This window comes from Variovorax sp. HJSM1_2 (assembly GCF_049316285.1).
GTDB lineage: Bacteria > Pseudomonadota > Gammaproteobacteria > Burkholderiales > Burkholderiaceae_C > Rhodoferax_B.
Genome location: NZ_JBMOXA010000014.1, coordinates 92650 through 115175 on the forward strand (window position 1 = coordinate 92650; position 22526 = coordinate 115175).

The following is a 22526-nucleotide window of genomic DNA, read 5'->3' on the forward strand; positions in this document are numbered from 1 at the left end:
TATTTTTCATGTAGCTGATATGTAGATCGTCAGCGATTATGGGCTGAATCGCCCCGGTTTTTGAGGAGGCTCAAATCTCTGAGAGGATTGAGCCATGAAGAAGTCGAACAAGTTCTCACCCGAGGTGCGCGAGCGTGCCGTACGCATGGTGCAAGAGCACCGAGGCGAGTACCCATCGCTGTGGGCCGCCATCGAGTCCATCGCCCCCAAGATTGGCTGCGTGCCGCAAACGCTGAACGAATGGGTCAGGCGCGCTGAGGTGAATGCAGGCGTACGCGAGGGCGTCACGACCAGCGAAGCGCAGCGAATGAAGGAGCTGGAGCGCGAGGTCAAGGAACTGCGCCGGGCCAACGAGATACTGAAACTGGCCAGCGCGTTTTTCGCCCAGGCGGAGCTCGACCGCCGCCTGAAGTCTTGAGGCGATTCATCAACCAGCATCGCAATGCCTATGGGGTCGAGCCGCTCTGCAAAGTTTTGCAAGTTGCCCCGTCGGCTTATCGAAGACATGTCGCGCTGCAGCGAGAGCCTCATAAGCGCTGCGCACGGGCTTTGCGGGATGCTGTCCTGCGCCCGGAGATTGAGCGTGTCTGGCAGGCCAACCTGCAGGTCTACGGTGCCGACAAAGTGTGGCGGCAACTGGCCCGTGAAGGCGTGACTGTGGCCCGCTGCACGGTCGAGCGGCTGATGCGCAAGCTGGGACTGCGCGGTGTGATGCGGGGCAAGGTCTGCGAACCACCGTCAGTGATGCCAAAGCCCCCTGTCCGATGGACCGGGTCAACCGGCAGTTCCGGGCCGAGCGGCCGAACCAGCTGTGGGTCAGCGACTTCACGTACGTCTCGACCTGGCAGGGCTGGCTGTATGTGGCCTTCGTCATCGACGTGTACGCGCGGCGTATCGTGGGCTGGCGGGTGAGCAGTTCGATGCGCACCGACTTCGTGCTCGATGCGCTGGAGCAGGCGCTGTATGCCCGACAACCCGAGCGTGATGGCAGCCTGGTGTGTCACTCCGACAGGGGCTCGCAATACGTCAGCATCCGCTACACCGAGCGGTTGACGGAGGCGGGCATCGAGCCATCGGTGGGCAGCAAGGGCGACAGCTATGACAACGCCCTGGCCGAGACCATCAACGGACTCTACAAGGCTGAACTTATCCACCGCCGGGCGCCCTGGAAGACCAGGGAGGCGGTGGAGTTTGCAACGCTCGAATGGGTGTCATGGTTCAACCACCATCGCCTGCTCGAACCCATCGGGTACATCCCGCCTGCGGAAGCTGAGGCAAACTACTATCGGCAACTCGCCAATCAGACCACCGCGGTGGTGGCCTGACTTAAACCAAACAGCCTCCGCGAAACCCGGGGCGATTCAGGCTGGTTTTCAACGCCAAACAACAGGCTGGCGGATTCAAACAGCCACCGAAACTCATCGCGACAAGTGATTTAAGTACGGATCTAGACTGATGAATCTCGTCGCTACGTCCCTCAGCTCTTTTGATGCATGCCCCCAAAAAACGACATGTACAGGAATTCCTCGTTTTTTGAGCTTCTCAATCGCAGGCACGTAATCAGCGTCCCCTGAAACTAGCGTTACTTCATCCTCGCCAATTTTTAAGAGTTCGTATGAATCACTGATCATGGTTGCAACTATGTCGGTATCGATTTTTTTCTCATGATTAGCGACATTTCGATCGTACACAATCACTTCAAAGCCTTGTCTTTCCGCAGCGATCCACACGGAGTCATTTTTTGGCGGTCGTGAACCAAACAATGCTGCGCGCTTCACATCACCTTTACCGCCAGCGAATTCGAATAATTTCCCGAAATCCAGCTTCCAATCGTAGTCACAGATTTTGTTCTTGGCTGCTGCCCAAACATCTGGCGCATGACCCTTGCTCGCCGCAGAAACGTGCATCCCTTCAATCCAAACATTTGAGTTATCAACGTACAGAAGATTTGCCATAAATGGTCCAAGAAGTACGCACTGACCAAGCCCCAAAAAACTAAGGCCTGAAGCCAAAACGTAAATTATTTTAGACAGCAAGATACACATCCAGGCGACTTGCTGCAGTTTGCAATCCGTCTGGTGCCACACGCGCGTATCGCTCAACCATTGATTGAGTGTTCCAACCGCCAAGCTCCATCACGCAACTTGCCGACCTTCGGTGTTCGATCGATCCACTCTCATTCTTTGCACGCGCGACGAAGAATTGCACGCACCTAAGCCATGTATCGATTACATGTTCCCGGCGTCACATCCTTGGCGCGTATCGCTCTAAATTGGTCAAGCAAAGCGCGGTTAATGTCGACCAGAGCTTTCCCCCCTAGATGGAGGTGGAATCATCTCAGCATAGAGATATTCCATGCGTGCGCTTATCAGGCTTTGATCCATGTCGTTCACGCGCTGAGCGCACTCCAGTGGTTCCTATGCCGTCTAACGGCGCTTCCAAATTTGGATTTGGGCTGCTCGAATATGCGCAGCCATAAAGGCTTCCTTTGATATATCGCGGTCGCGGCGGTAGCCCCAACCCCTAACCAACCGCACTGTCGTCAAGCGGCTTGTCGCTGAAAAGCATGTGCCCTTCGTCCAGCCTCCTGATCAGTTTTCGTAGCCCCTTCTTGTCGAGTCGCACAGATCGAAAAACAGTTCGACCATCACGCCCCATCACCCTGTCCAGACCGTTGATGAACGAACCATGCTTGACGTCCTTTGGCTCAATCTTTTCCCGCAATTTCGATGGTGCGCAGACTCCAGTCCACTCTATCTCACCGGAGGTCAGTGCATGGGCGCAGTAAATTAATTTCTCCTGCTCCGTTCGTTTCTCTTGCGTGCCATCAGCAGCTACAGCCCAGTAAGAATCCTTGTACCGTGCGACTTGATAGAACTGCTGGGCGGCGTCTTCAAGTGAGATTGTTCTGGACAACCGCTTTGTGATTGCAGTTAGTCCACCCGACTTGTGGATTTCTCGAACCAACACAATGGTTGACAACACCGCCGCATACCAAGCGGCCCACGCCGATGCATCCATTCAATCTCCCTTACCCTAACCCGTCAGGGTGATTTTTACCCCAACGTTCTCTTAAGAAACGGTTCGCGGTCTTATTTCTGAGCTGTAGGATCATTTCGACCCGATCATTAGACTTCACATCGCTTGCGATCATAAAGTATCGCCTAAGGTCCTCAATTAACATCGCCGAAACCATCGTCGCAATCTCCATCACCGTGTGCGAAATTCGCCTCTGAAGGTTTACATCTGGTAGTGCCACCTGAATTTGCTTTACGGCCTCATAAGAGGAATGGGCAAAACCAGAAAGATACTGGTAGATGTCGCGAAAGTACTTTTCGTCCATCCCTGCACTTTTCGCCAAAGCGAGAAACGAAGTCTCTTCTTTTTTTACGTCCCAATTTCCCTGAAGTAGCTGAGCCTGCTGCTTGGCTGAGTATTTTTGAAATTCGGGATGCGTCTTGATCACCGCACGCACTGCATCCAACTCAGGCTTTTCCCGCTCGACTTGTTCGCGAGTCTTTTTTGTGTTTGCCGCGTAACTTTGCCTAGTCATCAATCCACAGCAACCCCAACACGCATGACGAAATCTGTTTACCTCTTCGTCGGCACTACCGAAGAGGTAATGGAACATAAGGTAAGTCTCAAGCGCCCCCCTCACGAGTACCGCCACAGAACTGCAATCAACAATCGCAGTTTCACTCCCATCGTCAAAGAGATACCTAGCCCCCTCTGATAGCAAGCGGATGGAGTGAAGGTGATTGCAGAGCTTGATCGCAATCAGTTGGGCATCATTCTTGTAGCGTTGGTTCCGTGGAACACTTGAGCGCCCCCTCGCTTTGACTAGTTCAAAGAGGTAGTCCAGCAAAACGGCGTAGTCGGGGTCGAGTTCGGAAACCTCGCCACGGTCAACACTATCCTCATATTCTTCCGCCTTCATTCCGGAACTCGTCCCATCATACGCATCCGACGAATCAGTAGGGTGGGACAAAGCTGAACGTCAACCCGTTCTGGACAACGTACGCTGCATCAATTTGGCGATCAGAATCATCGCCCTTCCAAGGCTCTGCGCCAATCCGGCAAACAGTCTTTCACCAGCGGTGTAGTTGACGACAGCGACAACGTTGTAACCTTTTCGAAAAGCCTTGAACAACGTGCCGCATTTCCAGACGCCAGCTTCGTCACGCTCGGGCTGATTGCCGTCAACGACTATGAAGTCCTTGTCGGAAATCTCGTGCTCTTCTTCGCTGCCGTCCTTGTATGTGACGAGCACGCTGATAAATCCAAACGTGACGATGGCCATGCGATGCTTGTACTGGTTTTGAATGGCGCGATTCTGGGCGTACCGATCAGTCTTTTCTCAGCTTAATCTTCTAACACTCACCCTGCGCTGAATCAGGCGACTTTGGGTTCCTGAGTTTGACAAGGAGGCGTGAGGCGCTTGCTGAAAAACATTACTTCCGAGCCCACGTAGCGCTGTTGGGCGGTGTAGTTCAGCCCATACGTAAACGAACGTGCGTAACCATACATCTCTTGGATTTCCTCAGTGTTGTCATAAGACACAACCCAAGGCCGCCGAAATCTGACGCTACCAAGAAGTCGAGCAATCTGAACATGGTCGTCATGCTTGTAGGAGTTGCGATATAACCCCGCCCCCTTCACGTAGTACGGCGGATCTAAATAGATCATCGAATTGGTCGGCAGGAATTGATGGCACCGGAGGAGCAACCTGTAAGCATCTTCCTCATAGACGCTGATCGCATTGGCATACCTACCGATTCGCTCCAGGCGAACACATAATTCGTCGCGCATGAATCGAGCGTCGAGCTGGTAAGTGCCACTTTGGGCTTTGCCGCCGATGACGCCAGCCTTGAGGATTCCCGAACGATTCGTGCGATTCATAAAAAGCGTTGCGAATCCGCGCTCAAGCTGAGTGCCTTCAACCTCCCCCAGCATCATTGCTCGCCAGTGATGCCATGCATCCATCGTCACTGGTTCACTGACAATCATGTCTATCAATTCACTTGTTTGTTGGACAGCAGCGCGCCAGAAGACCGCAACAGCCGCATCAACATCATTGATGTGGATGTGTTGGACAATCCCATCCATCAAAAGCGCAAGAGCCACGCCTGCGCCTCCAGCAAATGGTTCCAGATAATGACCGCCTGTCAACTCATTCTTGGAGATGACCTCCGCAATAAGCGGAGCGAAGCGTGCCTTTCCACCAGGGTAGCGGAGTGGGGTGTAAAGCTTTTTCGAATACATGAGTTACCGCACTTTAGCGGAGTGCTTCGACCTTGGCCAGGGTCGATCAGACGATTCGCCGAGCAGTCTTAGTAACGGCATCTTCAAACGAATTTATGAACGCTGCAGCTTCAGCCTGATGGCAGATTGCCCATTCTCGAATCACACCCCAACGCTGCATTTTGTCCCAATGGGAAACCCACCAGCTTTTGCTGGATTCGCGCTGAGCACTTGTGCTTGAATCATCGGCGAAGAACGTATTTGACACTTTGTCCGTGGTCGGGTTGGTGACACTGAACCGGAGAAGCGCAGCATGCATCGGGCCGCTTGGTGCGGCAATTACATTCCTTAAAAAGTTCTTCATTACGTTCTCTGGCGATCTGGCTGTGCCCTGTGCGCCGTTTTGACAAGGTAACTTGATGGTATTTCCTCGGGCCGCCGCCTTCTTCGGGATTGAGGTGTCGGCGTCTACGATAAGGACGCGATCCCTAAATAACGGATCTTTGTCTGGAAGAGCGATCAGGTTGGATCCTCCAACCCCGAGCGGAATTAGTTTGATCTGTACGCCCAGTTTCCGCGCTAACGCGGCTCGTTTTGGGGCAGGGAGCAACGCCTCGCAAAACTGAGCACCTTCTGGATCTTCAAAGTAAACGCCTAGTACCGGCTTCTTGGCCTTCGTCAGGACGGTATCGTCTTGACGGAGGGCCATGTCGTCAAGAATTGCTGCCAGAGACTGGTCATCTGCAAGACGTGGATGTTTTGTGTCAAGAAGATAGACCACCTTATCAGGGGCTCTATGGTTACCCCCTCCTTCCGGATGGACCGCTTCGATGAGACGGGGTGAATGCGTCGTGGCGATGATCTGAAGACTTAATCGATTAGCATGGGTTTTCAATGCTTTGACTAATCGGTCTATGGCGTGAGGGTGAAACCCAACATCCAATTCATCGATCACTAGAAGACCACCACAGTACTCGTCCCCTTGTTCGCGCAGCAGGCGATTAAACGATGCTAATGCCGTGGCGATACTTGCCAAGCTATCTTGCCCCATCGAGATCGCAAACGCATCATGGGTCGTATACCCGGGCTGCACTGTCTTCTTTTTAGATCCCTTAATGCTCTGATGGGTGACCTCGGTAGTCACTTCAGTACCAACGATCACGGCGCCAATGAAGTCGGCCATAAGTTGCCGATCCTCCTGGTGCATCGCGATTTTTCTGCTTGCAACTTCCGCCTCGTCGGCCTCACCTATTGACGCAAGGCGCTTAATACCCAGAAAAATGGTCGGCAAAGGCACCTTAGCATCTTGCCCGACGGGATCGTCATCAGCTCTGTCGACGGTTCTTGGAACTACACGAGCCCGCTTCCATTCGGTTCTTTGGGTCATCGCACAGCGCTTGCGAACCGAAATGCCACCGACATCCGCAACAACTGTTGGTGCGGCGGAGGGGTCTTGCTGCGCAGTCACGACTTCTTCCAGAGCAAGATAGACGATTCGCTCAATGTTGGCGTAGAAGGGCTCCCCAAAGTAACTCTTTGGTCCACCTTTAGATACGCCAAAGGTGTTGGCTACTAAGCCCTGGATGGTGGACTTTCCGATGCCGTTGTGGCCTGCAATCAGGGTCAGACGGTCGGCGAATTCAATTTTTAGGTTGCCTAACTTACGAAATGGAGGGGTCCCAAACTCCAGCGAGCAAACCTTTGTCCTATTTCTAGTCGTTGCCATGCTTTTCTTGGCGCGTTTTTGATAGGCGCGTTTCTTTTGAAACCAGCAGTATGCAGCATGGAAAAAGTCCTCTCGCCATATGTATGCGTACACCATCACGGCTGTTCAATACACGACTCAACAGCAATTTCGCTATATGAAAATCCAAGCAATAAGTTAGTACCTTGCAATCCGCCACTGGCAATTAAGCAATATGTATCAAAGCATCAAAAACCTTCGGCTCGGAAAGGCGCGTCAGCGTTGCAGCCAGTCTGAGCAATAAGTTACGGACGACCACGCGCCTCTTTGACCTCGAGGTCGGCCAGGCCCACCAGCGTAAAGCTGGGCAAGCCGTTGACCAAATGCACCTCAACGGTGACCGCTGGCGCCTCCAGCCCCAATAACGAACGACTTTGCACCAAAGAAAGGCTCATTTGATCCTGCTCGCTCAAATCGGTGCATCCCGCGGAGTGAGATACAAACCGTTTTACTTGCGCACTCAAGTGGTGCACAGTCACTTGTTCTTATTTCAGAACACCGTACGGGCGGTTGGTGCGCATGGCGTCTCACAAGTGGTAACCGATGGCACGCTACATGCTTAGGCACTGCGTCACCACTCTTTTACCCATCCGGAGCCAAACATGAAATTGTCAGCCGCCAAAACCCTGGTCCTCGCAACGCTCGCAGTATCGAGTGGCGCTTTTGCGCAGACCGCGGCGCCCGAGCCAGATTACACACTGGCTTTCAACGTTGGAGTTGTCTCAGACTACCGTTTCCGTGGCATTTCGCAATCGCGCCTGAAACCAGCATTGCAAGGTGGCATCGATTTCTCGCACAAAAGCGGCATTTACCTGGGTACCTGGGCTTCGACCATCAAGATTCTGAAAGACATTCCCGGCGGTGACGGCCCGGTTGAACTGGATTTCTACGGCGGCTACAAGGGCACGATCAACGAGTTGTTCTCCTATGACCTGGGCATCTTGCGTTACCAGTACCCAAGCGAAAACTTCGCCACCACGCCAAACACCACCGAGCTCTACGCCGCGTTGACGGTGGGCCCGGCCACCGTGAAGTACTCGCAATCGGTGACCAACGAAACCTTCGGCATCGCCGACAGCAAGGGCTCCAGCTACATCGAGGCGGCTGCCACCTTTGACCTGGGCAGCGGCTGGGGCATCACCCCACACGTGGGCTACCAACGTATCGACGGCACGGCTGCAGCGTCTTACACCGACTACTCGCTCAGCCTGAGCAAAGACTTCGCCAACGGCTTCGTCGTCACCCTGACGGCCGTGGGCACCAACGCCGACAAGACCTTTTACGCCAGCCCTGCCAACGGCAAGTTCCTCGGCAAAGACAGCGCGCTGATCGGCGTCAAGTACAGCTTCTGATAGCACAAGAGGATAAACATATGAAACTCGTAACGGCCATCATCAAACCGTTCAAGCTCGACGAGGTGCGTGAAGCCCTGTCCGGCATTGGCGTCCAAGGCATCACCGTCACCGAAGTCAAAGGCTTCGGCCGCCAGAAGGGCCACACCGAGCTCTACCGTGGCGCGGAATACGTGGTCGACTTTTTGCCCAAAGTGAAGATCGAAGCCGCTGTGGCCGACGAACTCGTCGACCGCGTGATCGAAGCCGTCGAAGGTGCCGCCCGCACCGGCAAGATCGGCGACGGCAAGATCTTCGTGTTCAACCTCGAACAAGTCGTACGCATCCGTACGGGTGAGACCGGTAAAGAAGCGCTGTAAGTCGCTCTGCCTTTCTGAAAGAACTTATCTCATGAAAAAACTTCTCGCTTCTCTGGCCCTGGGCCTGAGCTTGTTGGCCGCAGGTCCAAGCTTGATGGCGCAGACCCCTGCCGCTGATGCCTCCGCTCCTGCTGCAGCCGTCGCGGCACCAGCCTCCGATGCAGCGCCTGCCGCCGCGGCAGCGCCCGCAGCAGCCGATGCATCGGCTCCCGCCGCAGCCGCAGCCCCCGCACCCAAGATCGACTCCGGCGACACCGCCTGGATGCTGACCTCCACCCTGTTGGTGATCCTGATGACGATCCCCGGCCTGGCTTTGTTCTACGGCGGTTTGGGTCGCTCGAAGAACATGTTGTCGGTGCTGATGCAAGTCTTTGTGATCTTCTCGTTGATCAGCATCCTGTGGGCCATTTACGGCTACAGCCTGGCGTTCTCGGGTGAAGGCAAGTTCTTCGGCGGCCTGGACAAAATCTTCTTGAAGGGTGTGAATCTGGAGACCTTCGGGGCTCTGACCACCATTCCTGAATATGTGTTCTTCGCCTTCCAGGGCACGTTCGCTGCCATCACCGTGGCGCTGATCGTCGGTGCCTTCGCTGAACGCGCACGTTTCTCCGCTGTGCTGCTGTTCTCGGTGCTGTGGTTCACCTTCAGCTACGTGCCCATGGCCCACATCGTCTGGGGCGGCGGTTTCCTGGGCGCCGATGGCGCACTCGACTTCGCCGGCGGCACCGTGGTGCACATCAACGCCGGTGTGGCTGGCTTGGTCGGTGCCTACCTGGTGGGCAAGCGCATCGGCTTCGGCAAGGAAGCCTTCACGCCTCACTCGCTGACGCTGACCATGGTCGGTGCCTCGCTGCTGTGGGTCGGCTGGTTCGGTTTCAACGCCGGCTCGGCTGGTGCGGCCAACGCCGCTGCTGGCCTGGCTTTTGTCAACACCGTGTTGGCTACCGCTGCTGCCACCCTGTCCTGGATTGCCGGTGAAAGCCTGCACAAGGGCAAGGCCTCGATGCTGGGTGCCGCTTCTGGTGCCGTCGCCGGCCTGGTGGCCGTGACGCCTGCTGCCGGCTTTGTCGGCCCCATGGGTTCCATCGTGCTGGGCCTGCTGGCCGGTATCGTCTGCCTGTGGGGTGTGAGCGGCCTCAAGCGCATGTTGAACGCCGATGACGCGTTTGACGTGTTTGGTGTGCACGGCGTCGGCGGCATCCTGGGTGCCATCCTGACCGGTGTGTTCGCCTCGCAAAGCCTGGGCGGCACCGGTGGTCTGACCCCTGACACCTTCACCATGGGTGGCCAGGTCTGGATCCAAGTGAAGAGCGTGCTGTTCACCATCGTCTGGTCGGGCGTGGTTGCCTTCATCGCCTTCAAGATTGCAGACGTGGCCATCGGCCTGCGCGTCAGCGAAGAAGAAGAGCGCGAAGGCCTGGACATCACCTCCCACGGCGAAACCGCTTACAACCGTTAAACGCATCCTTCAGGGGACTCACCTGGCGGCGCCACTGCTGCCAGGTGGCCAAGATTCATCTCCTCAGGAAGTTTGGCCCGCACGAACCGCAAGGTTCCGGCGGGCCATTTTTTTGCCTGGCCCCGGCCTATCATTGGACAAAACATTCCCCAATGCATAGGAGACCCGGCCATGACATCCCCCCTGGTTTTACACAACGGCGCGCTGCGCTGCGAGTTGCGGCCCGAACTCGGCGGCTGCATCACCGGCCTGTGGCTGGGCGAGGATGCGGTACTGCGCTCGGCCCCTGCAGCCAGCGTGACCTCGTCGCGGGTCAGCGGCAGTTATGCGCTGGTGCCGTTTTCCAACCGCATAGGCCACGCCACCCTGCAATGGCAAGGCACCAGCCACCCGCTGGTGCAAAACAACATGCCCGAGCCACACGCCATCCACGGCCACGGCTGGCAGCGCCCCTGGGAAGTGCTTGAAGCGGATGGTCAATCGGCCCTGTTGGCCTTTGAACACCAGCCCGACGCCTCCTGGCCGTTTGCGTTTGACACCTCGCAAAGCCTGCGCCTCGGCGCCGACAGCCTGGAGATGACACTCAGCGCCACCAACCAATCATCCATACCCGCGCCCATAGGACTGGGCTGGCACCCGTTCTTCGTGAAGCGCCCGGGCAGCCGCATCAGCTTTGCCGCCACCGGCCGCTGGGAAAACGGCCCCGACATGCTGCCCGTGGCGCACAGCGCCAGCAGCGGCCTGGACGTGGATTGCGCCAGCCTCACGGTAGACAACTGCTTCGATGGCTGGAGCGGCCAGGTCGACCTGGTCGACCCGGTGCTGCACACCCGCATCACGTCCAAGCTGCGCCATTTGGTGGTGTTCACCAACACACAGAAAGATTTTGTGGCCATTGAACCCGTGAGCCACGTCAACAATGCCTTGAACCAGGCCGCAGCAAACGGCGCCAGCCCCGATGCCCTGGGCGTATGTGTATTGCAGCCTGGCGAAACCCTGTCCGTTCACATGACCATTGCGGTCCAACGCAACACCTAGATACCTAGACCTCGCCACATGATGCCTTCCTGGAACCCCGTCACCAGCCAAGCCAACGCGCTAGGCGAATCGCCCTTTTGGCATCCACACGAGCAATGCCTTTATTGGGTCGACCTGCCCGCCAAACGCATCCACCGCACACAGCCCGGCAGCGCTGTGGTCGATTCCTGGGACGTGCCCCAGGAACCTGGCTGCATGGCCCCGGCTGCGCGCGGTGGCCTGGTGATCGCCATGCGCGACGGCATTTACCGCGCGCGCGAATGGGGCGGCACGCTGGAGCTGCTGGTGCCGGCGGCACACGACCCGGCTACCACCCGCTTCAACGACGGCAAGTGCGACGTGCTGGGCCGCTTCTGGGCCGGCACCATCTACGAGCCACGCACGGCCCACGCGGCCAAGCTGTATTCGCTCGATTGCCGCCAGGGCCGCACGCCCGAACTGCGCGCACAAGCCGACGACGCCATCACCGCCAATGGCCTGGCCTGGTCGCCCGACAACCACACGCTTTATTGGGCCAACACACCGGACCACGTGGTGCGCGCCTGGGATTGGCAGGCCGAAACCAACACGCTCAGCGGCCAGCGCGTTTTCCAGCAATTGAACGGCAAACCCATGGGTTGGGTCTCGGGCCAAGCTGGCTACGGCGGCCGACCCGATGGCGCGGCGGTCGACGTCGAGGGCAACTACTACTCGGCGATGTTCGAAGGTGCGCGCATCTGCAAGTTCGCACCCGACGGCCGTTTGCTGGCCGAATACCCCACACCCGCCCAATGCCCCACCATGCCGTGTTTTGGCGGCCCGGAACTGCGCACGCTGTTCATCACCACCGCCAGCCAAGGCCGCCCCGCCGCAGAGCTGGCCAACATGCCAGGCTCGGGCTGTGTGTTCAGTTTGCCCATGGATGTGGCAGGCTTGCCGGTGAACTTCTTCCAGGAGTGATACGCCGCTGGCAAAAAAACTGAACGCACACGGTTCAAAAAAATCACGCCACCATCTTTTCCACAGTGCAGGGCCAACCATTACCATGGCCACATGGACCAAGCCCTGCAAAGCCTTCTAGACCGCGTCGCCCACGCGGCCGCCCATGCCACCCCGCTGCGCATCCGTGGCAGCGGCAGCAAGGACTTTTACGCACAAGCGCTGCACGGCGAAGTGCTGGACACCAGCACACTCAGCGGCATCGTGAGCTACGAGCCCAGCGAGCTGGTGGTCACCGTGCGTGCGGGCACACCGCTGGCCGAACTCGAAGCGCTGCTGGCCACACAAAACCAATGTCTGCCGTTCGAGCCACCGCGCTTCCAGGGCGAGGGCCAGGCTGGCGGAACCGTGGGCGGCATGGTCGCCACCGGACTCAGCGGCCCGGCCCGCGCCAGCGCGGGTGCTGTGCGTGATTTCATGCTGGGCGCGACCCTCATCAACGGCCGCGCCGAACTGCTGAGTTTTGGCGGCACGGTGATGAAAAACGTCGCCGGTTATGACGTCTCGCGGCTGATGTGCGGCGCCCTGGGCACGCTGGGCCTGCTCACCGAAGTCAACCTCAAGGTGCTGCCGTTTGCCCCGGCCGAGGCGACGCTGCGTTTTGCCATGCCGCAGGCCGAGGCGCTGCGCCAGCTCAACCTCTGGGGCGGCCAGCCGCTGCCGCTGAACGCCAGTTGCTGGCTGGACGGCACGCTGTGGCTGCGCCTGCGTGGTGCCGTCGCCGCCGTGCAGGCCGCCTGCGCCAGCATGGGCGGCACACGCGTAGCACCCGATGACTTCGACTGGCACACTTGCCGCGACCAGCGCCATCCGTGGTTTGCACCACGCGCAGGGCTGGATTTGTGGCGCCTGTCGGTGCCACAAACCGCACCCGTGCTAGACCTGCCTTATGCACAACTGATCGAATGGCATGGCGGCCAACGTTGGCTCTGGGCACCGCCGGAAGCGGCCTCAGGCTTGCGCCAGGCGGCCCAAGCCGTGGCTGGAAACGCTACGCTATTCATAGCTTCTTGCGCACGCACACCAGGCGCCAGAGCCCTTTTTGATGCCTTAAAACCACCGCTGGATCGTTTACATGCCAACTTGAAGCAGCAGTTCGATCCGGCTGGCATCTTCAACCCTGGCCGGCTGTCAGCCGACTTCTGAGAACCCGCCCTTAGAGACCGACTTGCGCCGCCTGCTCCACATCGCCGACCGCCACCGCACGCCGTCCACCACGCGGCTGCTGGGCTTTGTGTTGGCGTTCAACGCGGGCGCCATCAATGCCGGCGGGCTGCTGGTGGTGCACAGCTACACCTCGCATATGTCGGGTTTTGCCTCGCAGGTGGCCGATGGCCTGGTGCTGGGCGACGCCACACTGCTGCTGAGTGCGCTGGGCGCGCTGCTGGCATTCACGGCCGGGGCAGCGTGCACCGCCCTGATCGTCAACTGGGGGCGGCAACACCATCTGCGCAGCGCCTATGCCTTGCCGATGTTGCTCGAGGCCGGCCTGCTGCTGCCGTTTGGCTTGATGGGCGCGATCACGCTCACCTGGGAAACGCCGTTCACCGTGCCGCTCACGGTGCTGCTGCTGTCATTCATCATGGGTCTGCAAAACGCCGTGAGTAGCAAACTCTCTGGCGGCCGCATGCGCACCACCCACATGACCGGCAACCTCACCGACCTCGGCATAGAACTCGGCAAGCTGCTGTACTGGAACCGCCACGGCACGCCGCCCGAGGCCCAGGTGCGTTCCAACTTTTCACGCATGCAACTCTACGGCGGGCTGCTGGCGATGTTCATCGCCGGGGGCTTGTTTGGCGCCGCCGGGTTCAAGTACGTGGGCTTCCTGTGGGTCATGCCGCTGGCCGCGCTGCTGCTCACCGTGGCGCTGACGCCGCTGCGCCACGACCTGCGCCGCTCGGTCTATCTGCGCTCCCTGCTCACGGCCATCTGGGCACGGCTGCGGCGTCGCCCTGGCGCCAGGCCCACACAAAGCCCCTAAAAAACGAGACACGATGCAAACCAACCTCGCCCCCGAGTTCAAGAACACACCCGACGGCCAAGCCGCCGAGGCCATTCTGCGCAAGTGTGTGCACTGCGGCTTTTGCACCGCCACCTGCCCCACCTACCAGTTGCTGGGCGACGAACTCGACGGACCGCGCGGCCGCATCTACTTGATGAAGCAGGTACTCGAGGGCGCCGAGCCCACTCGCAGCACCCAACAACACCTGGACCGCTGCCTCACCTGCCGCAACTGCGAAACCACCTGCCCCAGCGGCGTGGACTACGGCCACCTGGTGGACATTGGCCGCAAGATCGTCGACGCCAAGGTGCCGCGCCCCGCGGCTGAACGCGCCATGCGCTGGGCGCTGAAAGAAGGCCTGTCGTCACCGCTGTTTGGCCCGGCCATGCGCCTGGGCCAACAGGTGCGCGGCCTGCTGCCACCAGCCTTGAAAGCCAAGGTGCCCGCCAAACAGGACGCCGGCCGCTGGCCCACGCAAACCCATACGCGCCAGGTGCTGATGCTGGCGGGCTGTGTGCAGCCTGCGATGATGCCCAACATCAACAGCGCCACGGCACGTGTGCTTGATGCCGCTGGCATTCAAACCGTGCTGGCGCCCTCGGCTGGCTGCTGCGGCGCGGTGAAGTTTCACCTGAACGACCAGACCGGCGGGCTGGCGCAGATGCGCGCCAACATCGACGCCTGGTGGCCCTATGTTGAGGGCGGGCAAGGTGTAGGTGGCGCCGCGCCGGTGGAGGCGATTGTGATGAATGCCTCCGGCTGCGGCGTCACCGTCAAAGACTATGGCCACCTGCTGCAGGACGACCCCGCCTACGCGGCACGCGCGGCGCGTATCAGTGGGCTGACACGCGACCTGAGCGAATGGCTGCCCGAGCTGGCCAGCAGCTTGCGTACACGCGTCAAGGCGCCCAGCGGCCCCATTGCCTACCATCCACCCTGTACCCTGCAGCACGGCCAGAAGCTGCGTGGCGGTGTGGAGCAGCACCTGCGCGCGCTGGGCTTCAACCTGCGTGTGGCGGTAAACGAATCGCACCTGTGCTGCGGCTCGGCCGGCACGTATTCGGTGCTCAACCCCGATATCTCCAAACAGCTGCGCGACCGCAAACTCGGCGCACTGAGCACGGCGCATGGCGACACCCCGCCGGAGGCCATTTTGTCGGCCAACATCGGCTGCATCACACACTTGCAAAGCGGCACCGAGGTGCCGGTGCGCCATTGGGTCGAGTTATTGGACCAGGCGCTGACGTAACACCGGCGACCCCAGGTTTTGCCTATTTAGACAGCACCCGCGCCAAGCTGGCATGATCGCGGGTTCGACTGATCATTTTCCGCTCCCATGACCGACCCCCAATTGACGCCCGCCCCACAAGTCACAGACGCTGCTGCTGCACCCGCCGCCGCGGTCGCCGCACCTGGGGAGGCCACGGCCGCCCCGGCAGAAGCAGCCGACGCGCCGCGCGCCGAGCGTGGCCGCCGCGGCGGCCGAGGCGGTCGCAACCGGCGCAAGCCGGGTGCCGAAGCTGGCACCCCGAATGCTGCCGCCGGGCCGCGTGAACCACGCCCGCCCCGACAGCCCCGTGAATCCCGTGAGCCCCGGCAGAACGACGGCAAGGGCGCACAGGCCCCCCAAACCCCACGCCGCACCCACCCGCTGCTGGAACAACTGGCGGCCCTCTACCCCCACCTGTTTGGCGCGGTGTTTCTGCCGCTCAAGCGCGGCATCTTCCAGGACCTGCAGGAAGCCCACCCCGAGGTATTTGAGCGCGAAGCGCTGAAGGTGGCGCTGGGCATCCACACACGCAGCACACGTTATCTGCAAAGCGTGGCCGAAGGCCGCCAGCGCCACGACCTGCTGGGCAACGCCGTGGAAGCCATGGCACCCGAGCACGTGCACCACGCGCTGCTGGAGGTGTTTCGCCGCCGCAAGCCACGCGACGGTGAAGACACGTCCGAGAAGCTGCGCCGCCGCCTGCGCCAGGCGTTCGAGTCGTCCGGCCTGAGCCGCGAAGCCTATGCCGAGCTGGTGCGCAGCCGCGACGAAGCCGCCAACCAGTTGCTGAACGAGGTGTTTGCCGAGATCACCGCCGAAGACGCCAAGGCCGAAGCCCTGCTGCGCGCCTTTGACGCCAGCGGCCGCAGCAGCGTGGAAGAGTTTGCCGACATGTACGGCCTGGACCCACGCCAGACCGGCCGCCAGTTGGAGCGTGCACGCAGCCTGCGGCCAGCCGTTGCGACCGCTGTTGCCGCATAAAGACAGCGCTTTCTAGCAAACGCCCCTGGCTCAACACCAGGGGCGTTTTGCATGGGTGGGTGGCAGCACATGCAGGCCTCGACAAGCTACTGACACCACGCTGTCAGCAGCCCCCGCGCACCATAGCGGCTTCTTCAACACAACACGAGAGGCTAGCCATGACCACCACCCCCAACGCCATCAACTGGTTCGAGATTCCTTGCGCCAACCTCGACCGCGCGCAAACCTTCTACGAACAGGTGCTGGGCCGCCCCATGCGCCGCGAAAACTTTGGCGGCGCGCCCATGGCCCTTTTCGCCCACGACGAACCCGCCACCGGCGGCTGCCTGGTCTCGGGCCACGAATACAAACCGGCCGCCGATGCGGGCGTGCGCATCTACCTCGATTGCAGCCCCGGCCTGGACGCCGCAGCCTACCGTGTGCCACTGGCCGGCGGCCAGTTGCTTGATGCCTGCATCACCCTGCCCGACGGCATGGGCTACATCGCCCATTTGCGCGACACCGAGGGCAACACCATAGGCCTGCATTCGGTCTCGCGCTGAGCGTTCGAACCATGGCCAGGAACTGGATCGCCGTCGCCTGCGCAGAGCACGCCTTGCGCGGACGCGATGCACAGCCCGTGGGCTTCATGCAGGTGTGTCATGGCAAAGTGGCGCCGCTACGGCGGGTATCGCCTGGTGATCGCGTGGTCTACTACGCGCCCGCCCAGACCATGCAAGGCGCAGATCGCTTGCAAAGCTTCGTCAGCCTGGGTGTGGTGCAGGCCGGCGAGCCCTATGCGTTCGACATGGGCGGCGGCTTTGTGCCGTTTAGGCGCGACGTGGCCTATGTGGCGGCTCGGCCCGCGCCCATAGCGCCACTGCTAGCCGCATTGGATTTTGTAGAGAATCGCGAACGCTGGGGTTATCCGTTTCGGCGTGGTTTGTTTGAGATCAGTGCGGTCGACATGCAGCGTATTGCCCGGGCCATGCAGGTGCCTTGGGGGTTGTGTGATGAGGGCCCGGAAGCGCCTTCCAGCCATTCCAGCGGTAGCATGCAGAGGTCGATTTTCGAAACCCGCTAGCCATCTAAATTGATAGCTGCTTGCGCTACATCCGTAAGCGCAAATCGCCTAAAAAACTCAAGACATTTAACCATCTCAAACACCATGCGCCGCGCCGACCGCTTGTTCCAAATCGTCCAGCTCGTGCGTGGCCGGCGTTTGTCTACCGCAGCCTTCTTGGCCACGCGGCTAGAGGTGTCGGAACGCACCATTTACCGCGACGTGGCGGCGCTGCAGGCGCAGGGTGTGCCCATAGAAGGTGAAGCCGGTGTGGGCTACCGTTTGGGCCGCGGTTTTGACCTGCCGCCGCTGATGTTCAGCCCGGTGGAGGCCACGGCCTTGGTGGCCGCCGCACGTTTGGCGCAGCGTTGGCTGGACGCGGGTTTGTCGCGTGAAGTCGAAACCGCGCTGGGCAAAATCCTCTCGGTGCTGCCGCCTGCCGCGCGCGTGGCGGCCGAGTCGGTGGCCATGTTTGCGCCTTCGTTCGGCGGCCTCACACCCGTCACACAACAACATTTGCAAGCCCTGCGCGAGGCCACACAGGCGCGGCGCAAGGTGCACCTGGATTACCTGGATCTGGCCGACAAGACCTCGCAGCGCATCGTGCGTCCGCTCGGCTGTTTTTACTGGGGCAAGGTGTGGACGCTGTCCGCCTGGTGCGAGGTGCGCAACGATTTCCGCGGCTTTCGCGTCGATCGCATCCGGCAACTCCGCCTGCTGCCCGATCAGTTTGCCGACGAACCCGGCAAGACGCTGGCCGACATGCTGCGAGCAGTGGAGGCAGCCGAGGCCGCCAAGCCGCATTGCCCTAACGCGCCGGCTGGAACATGATCACCGCCATGCCCACCAGCGCAATGCCTGCACCCACGCCGTCCCATAAGGTCGGGCGCACCTGGTCAACCAGCCACAGCCACAACAGCGCCACCGCCACGTAGACGCCGCCATAGGCGGCATAAACACGCCCTGAGGCCGTAGCATGCAAGGTGAGCAGCCAGACAAACAAGCTCAGGCTCAGCGCCGCCGGCAGCAACAGCCAGATGCTGCGTCCCTGGCGCAGCCAGAGATAGGGCAGATAACAGCCCAGGATCTCGGCCAACGCGGTGGCCACAAACAACAACAAGGTTTTCATGCGGCGATTTTGCCCGGCCAGTTTCGGCGGTTCAGTGTGGCCGTTCAGTGTTCGCGCCGCAGCAGCACCAGGCCGCTGCCTATGATGATGGCGCCGCCCAGCAGCGTGAAGTGGTCGGGCACCGTGCGCCACAACAGCCAATCTAACGCCACACCCCAGGCCAGGGCGGTGTACTCCAGCGGTGCCACCACCGAGGCCTGGCCGCCGCGAAAGGCTTCGGTGATGGCCAGCAAGCCAATGAAGCCGGTAACCGCCAGGGCCGCGATCAAGGGCCAATGTGCTGGCGCCACCGCGACCCAATCCGCCTGGGCCAGTAAGCCGGCACCCACGGCGATCAAGACCGTCGTCCAGAACACCAGACTCTCGCCGGTGTTGCGCCGAATCAGCACACGGCCAAGCACAGCCGAGGTGGCGTAACACGCGGCAGCGCCCAGTGCGGCCAAGGCATCCAGCGACAGGAAGGACTCACCATCGGGCCGCAAGGCCACCACCACGCCAAGCATGCCCACGGCAATTGCCAGCCAATGCGCGCGCCGCACACGTTCACCCAGCACCAGGGCTGAGAGCGCGGTGATGATCAACGGCGCCACAAAAAACAGCGTGTAGGCGTCGGCCAAGGCCAGGGCTTTGAGCGAATAGCTGAACAAAAACAAGGTACCGATATTGGCCATGCCACGCAGCAACTGCAATGGCCAGCGCACACGCCAAAGGCTGGCAACCTGGCGGCGCCACAACACATACAACACCACCAGCGGCATAGAGGCCATGCCGCGCATGGCGGCTACCTGCATGGCGGGGTAGTGCCCGGCCAGCAGTTTCAGCACCGCGTCCATCAGCGCAAAGCTGCCGACGGCGAGCAGCATCGCCCACATGGCGCGTGCGTGGCCGCCTCTTTTGGGGTGCTGGGTCAAAGCCTTGCTTGCTATCTTTTCGGTAGCTGGCTGCGCATTCAGGGCCTGCGTGGAGCTATTTTTTGACACTAAATCCCTAAGCTTGCTGCAACAAGGTCCACAAACGGTTGGGCGACAAGGGCATTTGCAGGCGAGGTGCTAGTGCCGCATAGCCGTGGCGCGCCAAGGCATCGGCCACGGCGTTCACCACCGAAGGTGCCGCGCCAATGGTGCCGAGTTCACCCACACCTTTGACACCCAGCGGGTTGTTTTTGCACGGCACACTGGCGTCCATTTCGGTTTTGAAATCGGGCGCCTGGTCGGCATGCGGCATTGCATAGTCCATCAGGCTCCCGCTCATGAGTTGGCCCGAAGTATTGTCGTAGACCAGGTGCTCACACAGCGCCTGGCCTATGCCCTGCACCGCGCCGCCATCGAGCTGGCCACGCACCACCATAGGGTTGATGACACGGCCTACATCGTTCATGGAGGCATAGGCCACCACCGCCACCTCGCCGGTCTGCGGGTCGATTTCCACCTCGCTGATGTGGCAGCCATTGGGCCAGGTCGGGCCATCGACCGTGCTGGTGGAGTCCATGAAGATGCTGCCCTCGGGCTGCGCTGCGGCGAGCTCGAACAGGTCCATCTGCACATCGGTTCCGGCCACGGTAAAGCGGCCTTCGGCGAACTGCAGATCGGCCGGCGCGGCCTCCAGCGCTTCTGCTGCCAGCAAGCGGGCCTTGTCTATGGTGCGGTCGGCGCCAATCCGCACGGCCGAGCCGCCAGTGAAGATGCTGCGTGAGCCGGCGCTGCCAAAACCGTTGCCACGGTCGGTGTCGCCTAGCACCACGCGCACCTGGTCTATGGGTACACCAAACGCATCCACCACCAGCTGCGCCAGGGTCGTGGCGATGCCCTGGCCCATGGCGTTGACGGCGGAGAAAACCTCGATCACACCCTCGGCCAGGACATTGATCGTCACACGTTCTTCAAACACATTGCCGCCCGTCCATTCCAGGAAAGTGGCAATGCCCAAGCCGCGCAGCCGTCCACGCTTTTCGGAGTCGGCAGCACGGGCGGCAAAGCCGTTCCAGTCGGCCAGCGCCAAGCCCTGGTCCATGATGGATTCGAAGTGCCCCGTGTCGTAGGTTTGCCCCATGGGATTTTTGTACGGCATTTGCGCGGGCTGGATGAAGTTGCGGCGGCGCAGTGCCACCCGGTCTATGCCGGTTTGGCGCGCGGCCTCATCCATCAGACGCTCCATCATGAAGATGGCTTCAGGTCGCCCCGCACCCCGGTAGGCGCTGGTCGGGCTGGTGTTGGTGAGCACGGCTTTGAAGTGAAAGTCTATGGTCTGGATGTCGTACACGCTGGTCTGCACCCACGGACCAATCAGCAACTGAATGGCGACACCTGCACCGGTGGCGTAGGCACCCACGTTGGCCAGAGAAGCCAGGCGCAGCGCGAGAATCTTGCCGCTGGCATCGAGCGCCAGTTCGGCGTGGCTGTGCAGATCACGCCCATGGTAGGCCGCGAGAAATTCTTCGCTGCGCTCGCTCACCCATTTCACCGGGCGTTTCAAGCGCCGGGCACAGTAGGCCACGGCGATGTCTTCGGGGTAGACCCCGGTTTTCATACCAAAGCCACCGCCTACATCGCCCACGATCACACGCACCTGTTCGGTCTCCAAGCCGAGTGCTGCACAAACCGACCCGCGCACCCCGGTGGGCATTTGTGTGCTCATACGAATGGTCAGGCGGCCAGTGTCTGGGTTGCAGTCGGCCAGTACCGTGCGGGGTTCCATGCTGACGGCCACAATGCGCTGGTTCACCACTTCCAGGCGCACAACATGGGCTGCCTGGGCAAAGGCAGCCGTGGTTGCATCGGCATTGCCATGGCGGATTTCGGCCGCAATATTGTCTGGGGCAGCCTCGGTGATGGCCGGCGCGCCTGCGGCGGTAGCGTCTTTCATGTCCACCACTACCGCAAGCTCGGCATAGTCGGCAACGATGGCTTCCAGCGCGTCACGTGCTTGTTGCAAACTCTCGGCCACGACCACGGCCACGGCCTCACCCACAAATCGCACCCGCTCATGCGCCAATACACGGTGCGGCGGTGTCACGCCGGGGCTTCCGTCGGCGCGGTGAAAGCCACCGCCGGGGATGGGGTTCACACCTTCCGCCGCCAGTTCGGCACCCGTGATGATCGCCAATACGCCGGGCATGGCCTGTGCGTCCGAAGTGTCGATCTTCAGAATACGCGCGTGTGGATAGGGTGAACGAAGGAATGCCGCGACGACCTGGCCCGCAGGCACTACATCGGCAGTGAACTGGCCGGAACCGGCCAGCAGCTGATCGTCTTCCAAGCGGCGCACTGATTGGCCGCTACCAAATCGCATGGGGTTATTGTTTTGCACAGAGTCTCCGCAGGGCTAGTGGATCCGGGCCGGCCTGCGCCGATTTGGCGGGCCTGCATCGCACTATAGGGCGACTCGTCGAAAGCTGCACACCTGTCAATGGTGTGAAACGTGGCAACGCCCTTTAGCCACCCTTTTGGCGCTGATAGGTACGCTCCATTTCTGGCGCCTTGCTGGTGTCTTGTAGACCACGGGCCAGATCTTTCGCAGCCTGCTGAACCTTGGGGCTTGGGATGCCATTGGTCATATGCGCGCTTTGGTCACGCTCATGCGGAAGCGGTGGTTTTCCATGCGGATGAGCGCCGTCTTCGGGGCCATCAGAAGGCAGCTGCTTGTCGTCGGGCAGCGACGGATCTTGGGGGTTTTTTGGGCTCGAAGGGAGCGTCGCAGATTTTGGCGGCGTCGACTGCTGTGACATGACTATCTCCTATAGAAAAAGTCATCCCAAGTTTGAGCTGTGTGCGGGCTTCGTGCTGTCAGCACCCAAGAATCATCGGCGTAGGTGATAACCGTGGATGAAGGTTTTTGATTCCCCAAAGCGAAAAGCCCCAGTCCTTTGGAGACTGGGGCGTTTCTAGATAATAGCCTGACGATGACCTACTTTCACACGGGAACCCGCACT

At 60.3% G+C, this 22526-nt stretch carries 22 protein-coding genes, 2 pseudogenes and 1 other annotated feature; of the genes and pseudogenes, 13 read left to right on the forward strand and 11 right to left on the reverse strand.

The annotated features are described in order from the left end of the window. Positions 1-94 precede the first annotated feature (94 nt). Positions 95-1325, forward strand: a pseudogene (locus tag ACFQ95_RS16555) (IS3 family transposase). Then, positions 373-489 (forward strand) — a sequence feature (AL1L pseudoknot). (Overlaps the previous pseudogene by 117 nt.) A 93-nt stretch (positions 1326-1418) precedes the next feature. On the opposite strand, the gene ACFQ95_RS16560 reads toward ACFQ95_RS16555, so the two are convergent. The 7 genes and pseudogenes from ACFQ95_RS16560 to ACFQ95_RS16590 form a co-directional block, all read right to left on the reverse strand. Then, on the reverse strand, positions 1419-1955 hold the full coding sequence (locus tag ACFQ95_RS16560) for an NYN domain-containing protein (RefSeq protein ID WP_422832711.1): 537 nt from the start codon (positions 1953-1955) through the stop codon (positions 1419-1421). A gap of 568 nt (positions 1956-2523) precedes the next feature. Further along, positions 2524-3021 (reverse strand): hypothetical protein, encoded by a 498-nt coding sequence (locus ACFQ95_RS16565; RefSeq protein ID WP_422832712.1) that lies wholly within the window; start codon positions 3019-3021, stop codon positions 2524-2526. 10 nt (positions 3022-3031) lie between these two features. Beyond that, positions 3032-3937 (reverse strand): DUF5677 domain-containing protein, encoded by a 906-nt coding sequence (locus ACFQ95_RS16570; protein WP_422832713.1) that lies wholly within the window; start codon positions 3935-3937, stop codon positions 3032-3034. Between the two features lie 60 nt (positions 3938-3997). Continuing rightward, positions 3998-4300, reverse strand: coding sequence for a hypothetical protein (locus tag ACFQ95_RS16575; protein WP_422832714.1), 303 nt, complete (start codon positions 4298-4300; stop codon positions 3998-4000). Positions 4301-4392: 92 nt separating this feature from the next. Further along, on the reverse strand, positions 4393-5262 hold the full coding sequence (locus ACFQ95_RS16580; protein ID WP_422832716.1) for a DNA adenine methylase: 870 nt from the start codon (positions 5260-5262) through the stop codon (positions 4393-4395). Between the two features lie 46 nt (positions 5263-5308). Continuing rightward, positions 5309-7063 carry an AAA family ATPase gene (locus ACFQ95_RS16585; RefSeq protein ID WP_422832717.1) on the reverse strand — a complete coding sequence of 585 codons (1755 nt, stop codon included), beginning with the start codon at positions 7061-7063 and terminating at the stop codon, positions 5309-5311. Between the two features lie 173 nt (positions 7064-7236). After that, positions 7237-7380 (reverse strand): annotated as a pseudogene (locus ACFQ95_RS16590) (ATP-binding protein); the annotation flags it as partial. A gap of 207 nt (positions 7381-7587) precedes the next feature. Here ACFQ95_RS16590 and ACFQ95_RS16595 point away from each other — a divergent pair. The 12 genes from ACFQ95_RS16595 (at position 7588) to ACFQ95_RS16650 (ending at position 18300) form a co-directional block, all read left to right on the forward strand. Then, positions 7588-8337, forward strand: a complete 750-nt coding sequence (locus tag ACFQ95_RS16595) for a TorF family putative porin (RefSeq protein WP_422832719.1) — start codon at positions 7588-7590, stop codon at positions 8335-8337. Between the two features lie 20 nt (positions 8338-8357). Then, positions 8358-8696, forward strand: a complete 339-nt coding sequence (gene glnK / locus ACFQ95_RS16600; RefSeq protein WP_422832721.1) for a P-II family nitrogen regulator — start codon at positions 8358-8360, stop codon at positions 8694-8696. 31 nt (positions 8697-8727) lie between these two features. After that, a complete protein-coding gene (gene amt / locus ACFQ95_RS16605) occupies positions 8728-10155 on the forward strand; it encodes an ammonium transporter (RefSeq protein WP_422832722.1) in 1428 nt (475 codons plus the stop codon). Between the two features lie 171 nt (positions 10156-10326). Beyond that, positions 10327-11193 (forward strand): aldose 1-epimerase, encoded by an 867-nt coding sequence (locus tag ACFQ95_RS16610; protein WP_422832723.1) that lies wholly within the window; start codon positions 10327-10329, stop codon positions 11191-11193. A gap of 18 nt (positions 11194-11211) precedes the next feature. Further along, complete coding sequence (locus ACFQ95_RS16615) at positions 11212-12132, forward strand: SMP-30/gluconolactonase/LRE family protein (RefSeq protein ID WP_422832725.1); 921 nt, start codon at positions 11212-11214, stop codon at positions 12130-12132. A 93-nt stretch (positions 12133-12225) separates the two neighbouring features. Beyond that, a complete protein-coding gene (gene glcE, locus ACFQ95_RS16620) occupies positions 12226-13317 on the forward strand; it encodes a glycolate oxidase subunit GlcE (protein ID WP_422832727.1) in 1092 nt (363 codons plus the stop codon). A 22-nt stretch (positions 13318-13339) separates the two neighbouring features. Continuing rightward, entirely contained in the window at positions 13340-14155 is an 816-nt protein-coding gene (locus ACFQ95_RS16625) for a YoaK family protein (protein ID WP_422832729.1), read from the forward strand. A 13-nt stretch (positions 14156-14168) separates the two neighbouring features. Continuing rightward, the gene (gene glcF, locus ACFQ95_RS16630) at positions 14169-15425 is read left to right on the forward strand and encodes a glycolate oxidase subunit GlcF (protein ID WP_422832731.1); all 1257 of its coding nucleotides are present in this window, start codon (positions 14169-14171) and stop codon (positions 15423-15425) included. Positions 15426-15512: 87 nt separating this feature from the next. Then, positions 15513-16427 (forward strand): ProQ/FINO family protein, encoded by a 915-nt coding sequence (locus ACFQ95_RS16635; protein ID WP_422832733.1) that lies wholly within the window; start codon positions 15513-15515, stop codon positions 16425-16427. A gap of 158 nt (positions 16428-16585) precedes the next feature. Further along, positions 16586-16969 (forward strand): VOC family protein, encoded by a 384-nt coding sequence (locus ACFQ95_RS16640; RefSeq protein WP_422832735.1) that lies wholly within the window; start codon positions 16586-16588, stop codon positions 16967-16969. Between the two features lie 11 nt (positions 16970-16980). After that, on the forward strand, positions 16981-17490 hold the full coding sequence (locus ACFQ95_RS16645) for an EVE domain-containing protein (protein ID WP_422832737.1): 510 nt from the start codon (positions 16981-16983) through the stop codon (positions 17488-17490). 84 nt (positions 17491-17574) lie between these two features. Beyond that, a complete protein-coding gene (locus ACFQ95_RS16650; RefSeq protein ID WP_422832738.1) occupies positions 17575-18300 on the forward strand; it encodes a helix-turn-helix transcriptional regulator in 726 nt (241 codons plus the stop codon). On the opposite strand, the gene ACFQ95_RS16655 is transcribed toward ACFQ95_RS16650, so the two are convergent. The 4 genes from ACFQ95_RS16655 to ACFQ95_RS16670 form a co-directional block, all read right to left on the reverse strand. Beyond that, positions 18278-18598 (reverse strand): YnfA family protein, encoded by a 321-nt coding sequence (locus ACFQ95_RS16655; protein ID WP_422832740.1) that lies wholly within the window; start codon positions 18596-18598, stop codon positions 18278-18280. The two genes, ACFQ95_RS16650 and ACFQ95_RS16655, sit on opposite strands and share 23 nt — an antisense overlap. Before the next feature lie 44 nt (positions 18599-18642). Next, on the reverse strand, positions 18643-19470 hold the full coding sequence (locus tag ACFQ95_RS16660; protein ID WP_422832747.1) for a DMT family transporter: 828 nt from the start codon (positions 19468-19470) through the stop codon (positions 18643-18645). 115 nt (positions 19471-19585) lie between these two features. After that, positions 19586-21886, reverse strand: a complete 2301-nt coding sequence (locus ACFQ95_RS16665) for a xanthine dehydrogenase family protein molybdopterin-binding subunit (RefSeq protein WP_422832741.1) — start codon at positions 21884-21886, stop codon at positions 19586-19588. Between the two features lie 142 nt (positions 21887-22028). Next, the gene (locus tag ACFQ95_RS16670) at positions 22029-22322 is read right to left on the reverse strand and encodes a hypothetical protein (protein ID WP_422832743.1); all 294 of its coding nucleotides are present in this window, start codon (positions 22320-22322) and stop codon (positions 22029-22031) included. Positions 22323-22526 lie beyond the last annotated feature (204 nt).

Excerpts from the sequence above, each read along its gene's own strand:
- ACFQ95_RS16635 (WP_422832733.1), top strand. The coding sequence starts at position 15,513 with ATGACCGACCCCCAATTGACGCCCGCCCCACAAGTCACAGACGCTGCT.
- ACFQ95_RS16595 (WP_422832719.1), top strand. The coding sequence starts at position 7,588 with ATGAAATTGTCAGCCGCCAAAACCCTGGTCCTCGCAACGCTCGCAGTA.
- ACFQ95_RS16615 (WP_422832725.1), top strand. The coding sequence starts at position 11,212 with ATGATGCCTTCCTGGAACCCCGTCACCAGCCAAGCCAACGCGCTAGGC.
- amt (WP_422832722.1), top strand. The coding sequence starts at position 8,728 with ATGAAAAAACTTCTCGCTTCTCTGGCCCTGGGCCTGAGCTTGTTGGCC.
- glnK (WP_422832721.1), top strand. The coding sequence starts at position 8,358 with ATGAAACTCGTAACGGCCATCATCAAACCGTTCAAGCTCGACGAGGTG.
- ACFQ95_RS16575 (WP_422832714.1), bottom strand. The coding sequence starts at position 4,300 with ATGGCCATCGTCACGTTTGGATTTATCAGCGTGCTCGTCACATACAAG.
- glcE (WP_422832727.1), top strand. The coding sequence starts at position 12,226 with ATGGACCAAGCCCTGCAAAGCCTTCTAGACCGCGTCGCCCACGCGGCC.
- ACFQ95_RS16560 (WP_422832711.1), bottom strand. The coding sequence starts at position 1,955 with ATGGCAAATCTTCTGTACGTTGATAACTCAAATGTTTGGATTGAAGGG.
- ACFQ95_RS16580 (WP_422832716.1), bottom strand. The coding sequence starts at position 5,262 with ATGTATTCGAAAAAGCTTTACACCCCACTCCGCTACCCTGGTGGAAAG.
- ACFQ95_RS16665 (WP_422832741.1), bottom strand. The coding sequence starts at position 21,886 with ATGCGATTTGGTAGCGGCCAATCAGTGCGCCGCTTGGAAGACGATCAG.
- ACFQ95_RS16565 (WP_422832712.1), bottom strand. The coding sequence starts at position 3,021 with ATGGATGCATCGGCGTGGGCCGCTTGGTATGCGGCGGTGTTGTCAACC.
- ACFQ95_RS16640 (WP_422832735.1), top strand. The coding sequence starts at position 16,586 with ATGACCACCACCCCCAACGCCATCAACTGGTTCGAGATTCCTTGCGCC.
- glcF (WP_422832731.1), top strand. The coding sequence starts at position 14,169 with ATGCAAACCAACCTCGCCCCCGAGTTCAAGAACACACCCGACGGCCAA.
- ACFQ95_RS16660 (WP_422832747.1), bottom strand. The coding sequence starts at position 19,470 with ATGTGGGCGATGCTGCTCGCCGTCGGCAGCTTTGCGCTGATGGACGCG.
- ACFQ95_RS16645 (WP_422832737.1), top strand. The coding sequence starts at position 16,981 with ATGGCCAGGAACTGGATCGCCGTCGCCTGCGCAGAGCACGCCTTGCGC.
- ACFQ95_RS16650 (WP_422832738.1), top strand. The coding sequence starts at position 17,575 with ATGCGCCGCGCCGACCGCTTGTTCCAAATCGTCCAGCTCGTGCGTGGC.
- ACFQ95_RS16610 (WP_422832723.1), top strand. The coding sequence starts at position 10,327 with ATGACATCCCCCCTGGTTTTACACAACGGCGCGCTGCGCTGCGAGTTG.
- ACFQ95_RS16585 (WP_422832717.1), bottom strand. The coding sequence starts at position 7,063 with ATGGTGTACGCATACATATGGCGAGAGGACTTTTTCCATGCTGCATAC.
- ACFQ95_RS16670 (WP_422832743.1), bottom strand. The coding sequence starts at position 22,322 with ATGTCACAGCAGTCGACGCCGCCAAAATCTGCGACGCTCCCTTCGAGC.
- ACFQ95_RS16570 (WP_422832713.1), bottom strand. The coding sequence starts at position 3,937 with ATGAAGGCGGAAGAATATGAGGATAGTGTTGACCGTGGCGAGGTTTCC.
- ACFQ95_RS16655 (WP_422832740.1), bottom strand. The coding sequence starts at position 18,598 with ATGAAAACCTTGTTGTTGTTTGTGGCCACCGCGTTGGCCGAGATCCTG.